Origin of the sequence: Mucilaginibacter robiniae (genome assembly GCF_012849215.1) — a bacterium.
Taxonomy (GTDB): Bacteria; Bacteroidota; Bacteroidia; order Sphingobacteriales; family Sphingobacteriaceae; genus Mucilaginibacter; species Mucilaginibacter robiniae.
Genome location: NZ_CP051682.1, coordinates 4,090,181 through 4,103,717, shown reverse-complemented (window position 1 = coordinate 4,103,717; position 13,537 = coordinate 4,090,181). Strand labels below are relative to the sequence as shown.

Below are 13,537 nucleotides of genomic sequence, written 5' to 3'. Positions count from 1 at the left end.
TTAATCCTGATTTGGAACAATCAACCCGTCTTTCATCATCACCTTACGGTCAGATAGGCCAGCTAGCTCATCATTGTGCGTTACAATAATAAAAGTTTGATTAAACTGGTTGCGCAGGTTTACAAACAACTCATGCAAATCACGCGCATTGGCCGAATCCAGATTACCCGACGGTTCATCCGCTAAAATAAGGGAAGGCTTGTTAATCAGCGCACGTGCTACAGCTACCCGCTGCTGCTCGCCACCCGAAAGCTGGGCTGGTTTATGGTGAAGACGATCGCTTAAGCCCAGCATATCCAGCAATTGTGCAGCACGTTTTTCGGCATCTGCCCTGCCTGTACCCGCAATAAACGCCGGGATGCATACATTCTCAATGGCATTAAATTCGGCTAGCAAATGGTGAAACTGAAAAATAAAACCCAGGTTACGGTTCCGAAAATGGCTTAGCTGTTTATTATTTAAACGACTGATATCTACATCATCCATAAAAATCTGTCCGGAGTCAGCCTGATCAAGCGTACCAATGATGTTTAACAACGAGCTTTTACCAGCGCCCGAGGCCCCGGTAATGGTTACAATTTCACCTTGCTGTACTTCCAGGTTAACCCCTTTAAGTATTTGCAACTTCCCGTACGATTTTTGAATGGACTGCGCTTTAAGCATGGTGCAAAAATAAAAATAGCTACAGCAAATTATCACAGCAGCCGCATTTATATATAGAAATTGACACTTAGGTTTTTTTAATACAACTGAAATTGTAGCTTTACCGCAAATTCTTCAAATAAGACATGAATATTCACGAATATCAGGGTAAAGCCATTCTGAAAAGTTTTGGCGTTAGGGTACAGGAAGGCATAGTGGCCGATACTGTTGAACAGGCTGTAGAAGCTGCCCAAAAAATGAAAGAAGATTTCGGCTCAGACTGGGTAGTGGTAAAAGCCCAGATACATGCCGGCGGCCGCGGTAAAGGCGGTGGTGTTAAATTGGCTAAAAACCTGGATGAGGTTAAAGAAAAAGCCGGTGCTATTTTAGGTATGCAACTGGTTACTCCACAAACTGGCCCAGAAGGCAAAAAGGTACACAAAGTACTGATTGCTCAGGACGTTTATTATCCTGGAGCGAGTGAAACTAAAGAGTATTACATGAGCGTATTGCTTGACCGTGCTAAAGGTCGTAATATCATCATGTACTCAACCGAGGGTGGTATGGATATTGAAGAAGTAGCACACTCTACCCCTCACCTGATTCATAAAGAAGAAATCGATCCAACTGTTGGCTTACAAGGTTTTCAGGCTCGTAAAATTGCCTTTAACCTAGGCTTATCAGGCGATGCCTTTAAAGATATGGTAAAATTCATTACTGCTTTATACAAAGCGTATGATGCTACCGATTCATCACAGTTCGAGATTAACCCGGTACTGAAAACATCAGACAATAAAATTTTGGCGGTTGATGCTAAAGTAAACCTGGATGATAACGCTTTATACCGTCACCCGGATTTTGCGGCCATGCGTGATACCAACGAGGAAGACCCTATGGAGGTTGAAGCTAGCCAATCAAACCTGAACTACGTAAAACTGGATGGTAACGTAGGTTGCATGGTTAATGGTGCCGGCTTAGCTATGGCTACCATGGATATTATTAAAATTGCCGGTGGCGAGCCTGCTAACTTCCTGGACGTAGGTGGTACTGCTAATGCACAAACTGTAAAGGCAGCTTTCAATATCATTTTGAAAGACCCGAACGTAAAAGCTATTCTGATTAACATTTTTGGTGGTATTGTTCGTTGCGACCGTGTTGCACAAGGGGTAATTGATGCTTACCAAGAAATTGGCAACATTCCGGTGCCTATCATTGTACGTTTGCAAGGTACTAATGCTAAAGAAGCTAAAGAACTGATTGACAATGCAGGCTTAGAAGTATTCTCAGCTATTTTATTGAAAGAAGCTGCAGAACGCGTTAAAGAAGTTTTAGCTTAATTATTTTGCTTAACACATATAAAAAGGGAACACAAAATGTTCCCTTTTTTTGTTACTTAATTTATTGACACGGCAATTACATGTTTAAACATATAATTTTAGATATTTGATTCATCATAATTTAACAATCATAAAGCTATGGCAACTACAAAATGGGTAATGGACCCGCTACACTCTGAAGTTCAGTTTAAAGTTAAACACTTGGTTATTTCTACCGTAACTGGCTCTTTTCGCAAATTTGAAGGTGAAGTAGTAACCGAAAGTGACGATTTCCAAGATTCGGAAATTGATTTTTCGTTAGACATAGACAGTATTGATACCACACAGGAAGCCCGTGACCAGCATTTAAAAGGAGCTGACTTTTTTGATGCAGAACAGTTCCCAAAAATCACTTTTAAATCTACCTCATTAAAAAAAGTAGATGGCAGTGATTATAAATTGAATGGTAACTTAACCATTAAAGGGGTAACTAAACCTGTTACCTTGAATGTAGAGTTTGGTGGATCAGCCGATGATTTTTATGGCCAAACTAAAGCTGGCTTTGAAATTACAGGCAAAATTAGCCGTAAAGAATTTGGCTTGACCTGGGATCCTATCACCGAAGCTGGCTCAGTTGTGGTGGGTGATGAAATCAAATTAATTATCAACGCCCAGTTTACTAAACAAGCCTAAACTTTAAGTATTATTTATAGATTTGGAGAAAGCTGCTTTGTGTAAACAAGCAGCTTTCTTTTTTAACTATCTACTCGATCAACATAGGCTTTGCTAATTACCTCATTGGTAATGTGATGCACAACCTGATCCAGATCTTGTGCGCATTGTTGCACCAGCTGAATCACTTCTTCCTTCTCCTCCACTGTTTGTACTTCATTAATTAAGTTCGATAAGCCTAAAATGGAAGCTACCGGCTTTCGTATTTCATGCGAACTTAACCAGGCAATTTCCTGCAACATTTTATTCTGCTGTTTAATACGCTCTTCTTTTTCTTTACGCTCGGTAATATTTTTATGTACTGCTATGTAGCCCGTATGCATACCACAGTTGTTAAACAATGGTGTGTATTCAATATTTACCCATTGCGTAGTGCCTGTTTTAAGGTGATGCATAATGTCTAAAGTAAAGGTTTCCAGTTTTTTCCTTCGCTCAACAATATACTCAATGGTTTTAGCAGGTATCTTATCCCCTCCTAAAAACAGCTTGGGCTCATGCCCTACCACTTGCTCAAACTTATATCCGGTATAATCTTCAAAAGCTTTATTCACCCAGGTAATACGTTGGTTAGTATCGGTAACCACAATCATGTTATTCACCTTGGTAATAATTTCAGCTAAGCGCCTATTCTCTTCATTGGCACGTTTTATAGCATCAATATCTTTTACCGCGCCAATCAGCTTTACGGGTTTGCCGTCTTCATTATACATGAAGTAGCCTTGGTCAAAAATGTACTTATAAGTACCCTCGCCACAGTTGATGCGATACTCACAGCCCCAATTAGTATCACCCTGCTGAATAATCTGTTTTTGGGTTTGTACTACGGCTTGTACATCTTCCGGATGAATCAGTGAACGCCAATCTTCTATATTATTACCTATTCCGCCGGTTGTATCTTGAATGAGGTGGGCTAAACTGGTATTATAACATACCGTACCCTGCTCTACATCGTACTCGTAAATAACATCTTGCGTGGCTTTAGCTACAATATTATATCTCTCGAGGGCATGCTTAAGCTGTAAATCGCGTTCTTTACGTTCTGAAATATCATTGTAATACACAACTATGCCATCTTCGGTAGGATAAGCGGCCACGTCATGCCATTTATTGATGTACTGCCAGTATGCTTCAAATTTTACCGGAACTCTTTCCCGTAATACTTTCTCATACTGTTCATAAGTGATTCGCTCCTCAATACCCGGAAACGCGGTTTTCAACTCTTTACCTACAATGTAAATGTTAGACATACCCGTTTCTAACTCAAATTTCTTATTGACCTTCGTGAATACCAAATCTTTGTTCAGCGCATAAAAACCTTCATTAATACTGCTTAACGTATCTTCCAGGCTCACCAAATATTTGTTCTTTTCTAGCTCCAGTAGCTTAAGCTCAGTAATATCCTGCATGGAGCCTATTACGCGGCACGGAGTTCCCGATTTATGCTCTAGTTTAGCTAACTGCCGTACATACCTTAACCGGCCATCAGGTAAGTTATAACGATGCACAAAGTCCATCGGCTCACCTGTTGATAACAGTAACTCCAAAGCATTAATTGCCAATGCATGATCATCCGGGTGTAAGTGATTAAAATACAGCTCATACAAGTTTACATCCGTATCAGGTTGGGTCATGGTAATAGCATATACCTCATCAGACCAAAACAACTGTTTATTTTCAGGATAAAATTCCCAACCACCTATTTTTGCTATTTTTTGTGTTTCGCTCAGCTTGGCTTTTTCTTCAGCCAGGTCATTATTCAAGCTTTGTAGTTTCTGCTCATAAATTACTTTCTCCGTTACATCCTGAGCGGTTACCATAACGTGAGATTTATTTTCAAAACTAATCGCCTGCGAACTGATAGCAACCATGATTTGTGTTCCGTCTGCCTTGATATGAACCCAAACTCCTGATTGACGTACCTTTATAGTAGCTTTTCTAGTATCATCAATCATTCTTTCTATATCTTCAACCGGTCGAATATCCAACAAAGTCATTTTTGAAAATTCTTCTTTAGAGTACCCATATTTTTGGATGGCAGCATTATTAACCGAGATAAATTTTAAGGTTACCTGATCATAAATCCACATCGGCATAACATTGTCTTCAAATAACAGGCGATACTGTTTTTCGCTGGAAATCAGTTCCTTATCGTTCAGGCTAATCAACTTGATAATTGATACACCGGCAACTATAATGGATAAAACATCTTTAATGCTGTTTAAAAACAAATAAACAGAAGAACTTAAATGCTCTTGAAAAATGAATAATAACTGATCACTTATGATGATCCATAAAATGCTTATAGTTAAATAAATGACAGCTATTCGAAAAGCGCCAGATTTCATCAGTAATAATTAATAGTTTTCTAGAGGTTTGTGTGCAAATTGTATTTCTTGAAAAAGCCTTTACAATTAGATAAGCTGTCTGATTATGAAGGTTTAGTAAGATTAGGCTCTTATACGAGAACTATTAATTCTGGTTTACCCAAATGTTATCTAATGCGCTAAACTTTACAGATAAAAACAATTTTTGCTGCTTTTTATTTAGAACTATGACTCACGAGTAATATCCGAAGTAATATGTTGATTAAAATATATCCTGAAAATCCAAATCCGAAAGCTATTGAACAGGTAGCAGCAGTATTACGCAAAGGTGGCCTGATCATCTACCCTACCGATACTGTTTATGGCTTAGGGTGTGATATCACCAACCCTAAGGCTATCGAAGCTATTGCACGCATCAGGCAGATTAAGCCTGAAAAAGCTAACTTTTCATTTATATGTTATGATTTGAGTAACATATCAGCTTATACCAAGCCTATTGATAATGTAGCGTTTCGGGTGTTGAAAAAAGCTTTACCCGGCCCTTTTACCTTTATTTTTAACGCCAGTAATAATGTACCTAAGCTGCTTAGTTCTAATAAGAAAACAGTAGGTATTCGTGTGCCTGATAATAATATTGCACGCGAGATTGTAAAAGCACTGGGCAACCCTATTGTATCATCCTCTATTCGGGATGAAGATGATATTATTGAGTACTCTACCGATCCGGAGCTGATTCATGAGAAGTATGAAAATCTGGTTGATTTGGTGATAGATGGCGGTTACGGCGGCAATATTGCCTCCACAGTGGTGGATTGTACCAGCGGTGACTTCGAGGTTATACGTGAAGGTAAAGGCGATTTGGAGATGTATTTGTAGCTACAAACTTCTAAACAGGTAAAAAGAAATTATAGATAAAAGAAAAGCGATGTTTAATAACATCGCTTTTCTTTTATCTGGTTTAAAGGTTGTTTAACATTATACAACCGGAGACTTAATAGATTTTACAAATTCAGGTATTTTTTCCAGATAGTTTTCGGTAGCCAAAAACTTCACAAAGGCGCTGCCTACAATGGCACCATTGGCATAAGCAGTAGCTTTCTGGTAAGCAGCATGATCGGCAATACCGAAACCAATTACAGTAGGGTTTTTCAACTGCATATCTTTAATGCGTTGAAAGTAACTCTCTACTGTATCTGAAACCTGTAAACTACGCCCTGTAATAGAAGCTGATGAAAGCAGGTAAATAAAGCTATTACTCAACTCATCTATCTTTCGGATCCGGCTTTCAGCCGTTTGTGGCGTTACCAGAAAAATGTTGCTGAGGTTGTGTTTGGCAAAGATGTTTTTATACAATTGCTCATACTCGTACATAGGCAGGTCGGGTACAATTACGCCATCTACGCCCACTTCAGCTGCTTTGGCACAAAAACGCTCAACCCCATACTGCACCATAGGGTTGGCATATCCCATCAGCAATACCGGAATGTTTACCCGCTGGCGTAAATCTTTTAATTGTTCAAACAGTACGTTCAAGTTCATCCCTTTATCCAGTGCTTGCTGCGAACTGTGCTGAATAGTAGGTCCGTCAGCTACCGGATCAGAATAGGGAAAACCAATTTCCAGAAAATCAACACCTGCTTTTTCCAATCCTTCGGCTATATCTAACGTGGTATTCAGTTCAGGATATCCGGCAGTAAAGTAAACGGATAGCAGATTATTCTTCTTTACGTCGAACATGTGGTTCAACCGGTTGGCAAGTACAGTTTCCATATTACTAAAAGCCGAAATGTTTAATATAAGTATTCAAATCTTTATCGCCTCTGCCCGATAAGCAAATTATTACGTTGTCTTCTTTCTGGAACTGCATTTTTTCCAGGTAAGCAAATGCGTGAGCCGATTCAATAGCAGGAATAATACCTTCTAATTGCGACAGTAATAAGCCGGCATCTAAAGCTTCATCATCGGTAATGCTTACGTATTGTGCACGCTGTACTTTATGCAGGTGTGCATGCTGCGGACCAATACCCGGATAATCCAACCCCGCTGAAATAGAATAAGGCTCGACCACCTGGCCATCTTCCGTTTGCATTAAAATGGTACGACTGCCATGTAAAATACCCTCACGACCTAAAACCGAGGTAGCGGCCGAATGGCCCGTATCAATACCCTTACCGGCCGCTTCAACGGCAATTAGCTTTACACTTTCATCATCCAGAAAATGGTAAAACATGCCCATCGCATTACTGCCGCCACCTACACAAGCCAGCACATACTCAGGCAAAAACTTGCCGGTATGCTCCAGCAATTGTTTTTTGGCTTCTAACGAAATAATAGATTGAAAACGCGCCACCATTTCCGGGTAAGGATATGGACCTACTACCGAACCAATGATGTAATGCGTATCCAGTGGGTTGTTAATCCAATCACGCATGGCTTCATTGGTAGCATCTTTCAGCGTTTTGCTGCCTGAGGTAGCCGGTATTACTTTAGCCCCCAGCATTTTCATACGGGCAACGTTTGGAGCTTGACGCTCCATATCTACCTCGCCCATATACACTACACACTCAATACCTTTTAAAGCACAAACGGTAGCGGTAGCCACGCCATGCTGCCCGGCACCTGTTTCGGCGATGATTCGCTTTTTACCTAAGCGCTCGGCCAACAGTATCTGCCCGATAGCATTGTTAATTTTGTGCGAACCGGTATGATTTAAATCTTCCCGCTTCAGGAAAATATTGGCTCCGTACTTTTCAGACAACCGTTTAGCCAGGTACAACGGTGAAGGCCGACCTACATAATCTTTCAGCAATGATTCGAACTCGCTTCTGAAACTAGTATCGTTGGTTATGGCTTGGTATTGCTGCCTTAATTCTTCTATATTCGGGTATAGCATTTCCGGAATGTAGGCTCCGCCAAAATCTCCATAATACCCCTGTTCGTTAACCGTATATTTCATGTTAGTTTGCTCTTAATAAAGTAAATGCCTCACGTAACTGCTGGGTGTTTTTCATACCCGGTTCGGTTTCAAAGCGGCTATTCAGGTCAACACCGTAAAATGCAGGGTGTTTAATTTCCTTCACCTTTTCTATATTTTCCAGGCTTAATCCGCCACAAATAAAGAAAGGCACCTCCCCATGGTAGTTATTCAGTATATCCCAGTTAAAAGTTTTACCCGAACCACCATGCCCCTCGGTTTTGGTATCAAACATAAAGTAATCTACATAACCCATGTAGGCATCCAGTTGGCTGAAATCAAATTGGTCATCTACCCCAAAAGCCTTAAATACCGTTACCTGATCGCGCAAAGCGTTGCAAAACTCCGGACTTTCATTGCCGTGCAGTTGTACGGCATTAAAGCCAAACTGTTGTATCAGCAAACGAATTTTATCAACCGATTCATTCACAAACACAGCGGTTTTGTAAATAGATTCCGGTAAAGCTTCCAATACATCAGATGGCAATGCTGCAATAAAGCGAGGCGAAAGGTCGTAGCAAATAAAGCCCATATAATCAGGCGTTAATGAAGCTACCTCCTTAATATTGTCGGGGCTTTTCATCCCGCATACTTTAATTTTCATTTCAGCTTTGCAGTAATTGTTTAAAGCTGTTTAATGCCTTGTGACTTAATAAAACTTTTTCGGCTTCATAAAAGCTATCGGCAAAAGTTTGTGTTGGTTTTATGGTTCTGATTGCTAAAGCTGCGTTACAAAGCACTACAGTATTTTGTGCTGTTGTGGCCTCCCCATTTAAAACTTTCATAAAAATATCAGCCGATTCAGCTACAGTATGGCCGCCTGTAATTTCAGCAGGATTCAGTTTATCAAATCCTAATGCTTCCAGACTGTTAATCTTTTCGCCATCTGCCGAAAAGGTTTTAAAGTCGCCGGTTAACGATACCTCATCATACCCATCCAATGCATTAACAATGGTATAGTTGGTATTCGATTTCTGGTACAGATAGGCATACAAACGAGCCAGTTCCAGATTATAAACACCTACCATCTGGTGGTTAGGCCGTGCTGGATTTACCATAGGGCCCAACATGTTAAAAAAGGTTTTTACCCCTAGCTCGCGCCGGATGGGTGCTACCGTTTTCATAGCCGGATGAAACAACGGCGCATGTAAAAAACAGATGCCAGCTTTATCTAAGCTGCTGTTCAGCTTGCTTTGATCATTCGTAAACTGATAGCCTAAATATTCCATCACGTTAGATGAGCCGCAACCTGAAGATACGCCGTAATTGCCGTGCTTGGCTACCTTATAACCTGCCCCGGCTACTACAAATGAAGCCAGGGTAGAAATATTAAAAGTATCTTTTCCATCACCGCCGGTACCACATAAGTCAATTAACTTGTCGGCTTCTAAATGAACCGGCAGACAAAGCTCCAACATGGCATCCCGAAAACCTTCCAGTTCATCAACCGTAATGCTGCGCATGCAGTAGGCGGTCATGAAAGCCGCCATTTGCGATGTGTTGTACTGCCCTTGTGCTATGCTGGTCAAAATTTCTTTCGACTGCTCACGGCTAAATGTTTTATGCTCAAATAAATGATTTAATATCGCTTTCATATCCTCGCCTCCCTAACAGAGGCCCTAAATATTATTTTTATTGTTTCCTGATTTTGGTTTTAACGTTTTGCTCCACACTCAGGAAAACTTGGAGACAAAAACAAAGGGTTGCCTTACGGGCAACCCTTATCCTTATATCATTTTAACAAACAGGAGATTGCCTTACGATTACTCGTTTAGCCACCACCAATTGTTATTTTTCACTTGCATATCTTTATGTGGCAAATATGATTATTGTTTTTTCGAAAAGCAAATCCATAATAATATTTTTACCCTCAAATATTGCACTCCGGTAATTACTTTCACTACAGCATGTCTATTAAGAAACAAGCGGTTAACCCGCAAGACGACTTAGGATTCGGTACCCAAGCCGTGAGTCAGCGTGTAATTAACCGCGATGGCAGCATTAACGTTAACCGTCGCGGACTGCCTCTTTTCAGCACCATTGATAATTACAATACGTTGATTACCATGAGCTGGAAAAAATTCTGGCTGATAGTAATCGGCTCTTACCTGAGTACCAACCTCATTTTTGCATGTTTCTATCTTATTTTAGGCGTTGAAAACCTGAACGGAGCCGATGGAAACTCTCCTGTTACACACTTTTTTGATGCATTCTTCTTTTCGGCACAAACTATATCTACGGTAGGCTACGGCCACATCAGCCCTAAAGGTTTTGCCACTAATTTGGTAGCTGCGCTGGAGTCTATGATGGGATTACTGGTATTTGCCTTAGCTACCGGTTTACTGTACGGGCGCTTTTCCCGACCTTCGGCTAAAATGGCTTACAGCGATGTTATGCTGGTGGCGCCGTATTTGAATGATAGCCGCGGGCTGATGGTACGGGTAGCCAACCGCCGCCGTAACATGCTGGTTGATTTAAGTGCCGAAATCATCTTCTCTTATAACGAAATGGTGAATGGTAAACCAGTACGCCGGTTTTACAACCTGAACTTAGAACGTAGGCAGGTTAGCATCATGACCCTAAGCTGGACATTGGTGCACCCGCTGGATGAGAGCAGTCCTCTTTACCAGATGACGCATGAAGATTTGGCCAACGGTCAGGCCAACTTTGCGGTGCTAATTAAAGCGTTTGATGATACCTTTTCGCAAACGGTACATTCACGAACTTCTTACCAATACAATGAAGTGGTTTGGGATGCTAAGTTTGCACCAGCATTTTATACAGAACCCGATGGTAGGGTTACATTAGACCTAACTAAAATCAGCAACCATCAGATGATACAACTACCATAAAGAAACTGATTTAACTTTTAAGAAACCTCTGTTTCAGTTAGTGGTTACTCTACAAACGACAACAACAATGGAACAGAAACCCACACAACTACCCGGAGAAACTCAAGAGCATCAACCCGGCATAGAGGCTGAAATGAGCCTGAAGCCTGAATATATTAACCCGGATTATAAAGCTGCTGATAAATTGCAAGGTAAAGTAGCTTTGATTACTGGCGGTGATAGCGGCATTGGCCGTGCCGTAAGTGTACACTATGCTAAAGAAGGAGCCGATGTAGCTATTGTATATTTGGATGAAGACCAGGATGCGGAAGAAACCAAACAATTGGTAGAACAAGAAGGCCGCCGTTGCTTGCTGATTAAAGGCGATATACGTGAAAGCAGCTTTTGCAAAAGTGCTGTTGAAAAAACCGTAGCTGAGTTAGGTAAGCTAAATATATTGGTCAATAACGCAGCCGTACAATTTCCGCAGCAGGAGTTGGAAGCCATTAGTGAGGAACAACTGGAAAACACTTTCAGAACTAATATTTTCCCGCACTTTCATTTTGCATCGGCTGCTCTGGAGCATTTACAGGAAGGTGATAGCATAATCAATACCACTTCAGTAACTGCTTACCGTTCATCACCTAACCTGATTGATTATTCATCCACCAAAGGTGCGATATTAACATTCACCCGTTCGTTGGCTACCAATTTGGCTAAAAAGAAAATCAGGGTAAATGGCGTAGCCCCAGGTCCGGTTTGGACACCACTGATTGTATCCAGCTTTCCGAAAGAAAAGATTGAGAACTTTGGTAAAGAAACTCCTATGGAACGTGCAGGTCAACCGTCAGAAATTGCGCCGGCTTATGTTTTCTTAGCTTCAGAAGATGCTTCGTACATCACCGGCCAGGTTATCCATATCAATGGCGGCGAAGTAGTGAATGGCTAGAAGTAAATAGGTAACTAAAACCTATTCAGATCATTACGAACGTTAGTGAAACAATGTCTATAAAGTTTATGCTATTTTTTAGCTATCCATACAGACATTGTTTCACTAACGTTTGTAGTGACTTTTTTTATTTCAGTAAAGGATCTTTTTCCTTGGCGAATACATTGTAAACCAGCTTATCTAACCAAGCTGGAAATAGCTTGCTGAGTGTTACGGTAAGTTTACCTTGCCCGGTCATAATTAAAGTGCGGGCACGAGTTTCAATGCCATCCACAATAATTTTAGCTACTTCTTCAGCCGTCATCATTTTTTCTTCTTCCAGGCTACTTTCCCCCTGCTGCTGAGCATTCTTATTTAAAGCGGTATTGCGAATGTTAGATGCTGTAAAACCCGGGCAGGCTGTAAGTACATGCACACCGGTTTTCAGGTTTTCTACCCGCAAGCTATCCAGAAAACCATTCATAGCAAATTTAGATGCTGAATAGCCAGTGCGCCCAGGTAAACCTTTATAACCCGCAATAGAAGATACCCCTACAATGCTGCCTTGAGTTTTTATAATTTCTGGTAAAGCATACTTGGTGCAATATACCGTTCCCCAAAAGTTCACATCCATTAGGGTTTTCAGCACCTTCAAGTCCAGATCTTTAAATAAAGCACGCATAGACATACCAGCATTATTCACCAGCACATCTATTTTACCAAAAGTAAGTACAGCTTGCTTTATTAGGTGGGCACAATCCTCTTCCACGCTTACATCACATTGTACAGCTAAGGCCTTTACGCCAAACTGCTTTTCAATATCCTGAGTAATCTGGCAAAGGGTAACGAACTGCCGGGCACCCAGCACTAAATTAGCACCGCGGCGGGCAGCTTCATAAGCCAGTGCCTTACCAATACCTGATGAAGCGCCGGTTATAATAACGATTTTAGATTTTAAACTCATATAATGCAGCAGACCCGCGACCTAAACCTTTTAGGCGTAACTCCGGCATCTTGAATAAATATTTAGTCGCAAAAATAAGCATTGCACCATAAAAGTATTTGATATGCTGCCAACTATATTTATTTGTTTGCCGGGCTTGCTGCCAGATAATGAAAGTTTTGGCAAAGTAGTAGTTTTTAAACCCGGCTAAACGTATGCGGTATGATAAATCAATATCTTGCCCGTAAACCGGAAAACGTTCATCAAACACTCCGATTTGCGCAATTACAGATTTACGCAGCAACATATAGGTATTGCAAATTACATCCACCTCGGTGCTTTCAAAAGCTTCAACCCAGCCGCCCTGGTAGTAGTTGCTAAACAAACGGGTTTTCGGGAACAGTCTGGATAAGCCGGTGTATTTAAAAAAATGTATCCATGCCTCAGGCATACCGTTTTGAGCATCCATAATATGGTTACCTTCGGCATCCAGCATACGAACTGTTAAACCACCCGTATCGGCATGGGCATCCATAAAATCCAGCATCTTATGCAAAGCATCGGCATTGCTAATGGTATCTGGGTTGGCCAGCAACAGGTACTCGCCTTGTGCTGCCGCCATAGCTTGGTTGGCTGTTTTGGTAAACCCCTGGTGTTTATCGCTACGGAGCAATGTTACCTGCGGAAACTCATTTTTCACCATTTCTGCAGATGAATCATCCGAGGCATCATCTGCCACTATGATTTCACTATCGATAGTTTGCAAAGCCAGCTGCAACTCATTCAGCGAGTGCCGTAACGGCTTGCATAAGTTATGGTTAACGATAATGACAGACAGTTTCATATG

At 41.1% G+C, this 13,537-nt stretch carries 13 protein-coding genes; 5 read left to right on the top strand and 8 right to left on the bottom strand.

Going from position 1 to position 13,537, the window contains the following annotated elements:
* Positions 1-663, bottom strand: a complete 663-nt coding sequence (locus tag HH214_RS18015) for an ABC transporter ATP-binding protein (protein ID WP_169609990.1) — start codon at positions 661-663, stop codon at positions 1-3.
* A gap of 125 nt (positions 664-788) precedes the next feature.
* Here HH214_RS18015 and sucC point away from each other — a divergent pair, with 125 nt between their 5' ends.
* Both sucC and HH214_RS18005 read left to right on the top strand, forming a co-directional pair.
* Positions 789-1,979 (top strand): ADP-forming succinate--CoA ligase subunit beta, encoded by a 1,191-nt coding sequence (gene sucC / locus HH214_RS18010; protein WP_169609989.1) that lies wholly within the window; start codon positions 789-791, stop codon positions 1,977-1,979.
* A gap of 138 nt (positions 1,980-2,117) precedes the next feature.
* Positions 2,118-2,651: a YceI family protein gene (locus HH214_RS18005; protein ID WP_169609987.1), complete on the top strand. Its 534-nt coding sequence runs from the start codon at positions 2,118-2,120 to the stop codon at positions 2,649-2,651.
* Between the two features lie 62 nt (positions 2,652-2,713).
* On the opposite strand, the gene HH214_RS18000 is transcribed toward HH214_RS18005, so the two are convergent.
* Positions 2,714-5,035 (bottom strand): PAS domain S-box protein, encoded by a 2,322-nt coding sequence (locus tag HH214_RS18000; RefSeq protein ID WP_169609985.1) that lies wholly within the window; start codon positions 5,033-5,035, stop codon positions 2,714-2,716.
* Positions 5,036-5,269: 234 nt separating this feature from the next.
* Between HH214_RS18000 and HH214_RS17995 the strand changes: the two genes are divergently transcribed.
* Positions 5,270-5,890 (top strand): L-threonylcarbamoyladenylate synthase, encoded by a 621-nt coding sequence (locus HH214_RS17995; RefSeq protein ID WP_169609983.1) that lies wholly within the window; start codon positions 5,270-5,272, stop codon positions 5,888-5,890.
* A gap of 99 nt (positions 5,891-5,989) precedes the next feature.
* Here HH214_RS17995 and trpA read toward each other — a convergent pair whose 3' ends face one another.
* Genes trpA through trpD form a run of 4 tightly spaced genes read right to left on the bottom strand, consistent with a single transcriptional unit; the run spans position 5,990 to position 9,583 of the window.
* Positions 5,990-6,784, bottom strand: a complete 795-nt coding sequence (gene trpA / locus HH214_RS17990; RefSeq protein WP_169609981.1) for a tryptophan synthase subunit alpha — start codon at positions 6,782-6,784, stop codon at positions 5,990-5,992.
* A 4-nt stretch (positions 6,785-6,788) separates the two neighbouring features.
* On the bottom strand, positions 6,789-7,970 hold the full coding sequence (gene trpB, locus HH214_RS17985; RefSeq protein WP_169609979.1) for a tryptophan synthase subunit beta: 1,182 nt from the start codon (positions 7,968-7,970) through the stop codon (positions 6,789-6,791).
* Position 7,971: 1 nt separating this feature from the next.
* Entirely contained in the window at positions 7,972-8,592 is a 621-nt protein-coding gene (locus tag HH214_RS17980) for a phosphoribosylanthranilate isomerase (protein ID WP_169609977.1), read from the bottom strand.
* A 1-nt stretch (position 8,593) separates the two neighbouring features.
* Complete coding sequence (trpD, locus tag HH214_RS17975; RefSeq protein WP_169609974.1) at positions 8,594-9,583, bottom strand: anthranilate phosphoribosyltransferase; 990 nt, start codon at positions 9,581-9,583, stop codon at positions 8,594-8,596.
* Between the two features lie 312 nt (positions 9,584-9,895).
* On the opposite strand from trpD, the gene HH214_RS17970 reads away from it, so the two are divergent.
* Together HH214_RS17970 and HH214_RS17965 are read left to right on the top strand one after the other, a co-directional pair.
* A complete protein-coding gene (locus HH214_RS17970) occupies positions 9,896-10,840 on the top strand; it encodes an ion channel (protein ID WP_169609972.1) in 945 nt (314 codons plus the stop codon).
* 67 nt (positions 10,841-10,907) lie between these two features.
* Entirely contained in the window at positions 10,908-11,768 is an 861-nt protein-coding gene (locus tag HH214_RS17965; RefSeq protein ID WP_169609970.1) for an SDR family oxidoreductase, read from the top strand.
* Positions 11,769-11,895: 127 nt separating this feature from the next.
* Here the strand turns inward: HH214_RS17965 and HH214_RS17960 are convergent, their stop codons facing one another.
* Positions 11,896-12,711, bottom strand: coding sequence for an SDR family oxidoreductase (locus HH214_RS17960; protein ID WP_169609968.1), 816 nt, complete (start codon positions 12,709-12,711; stop codon positions 11,896-11,898).
* Positions 12,695-13,534, bottom strand: a complete 840-nt coding sequence (locus tag HH214_RS17955; protein ID WP_169609966.1) for a glycosyltransferase family 2 protein — start codon at positions 13,532-13,534, stop codon at positions 12,695-12,697. Before HH214_RS17955 ends, HH214_RS17960 begins: the two co-directional genes overlap by 17 nt.
* Positions 13,535-13,537: the final 3 nt, after the last annotated feature.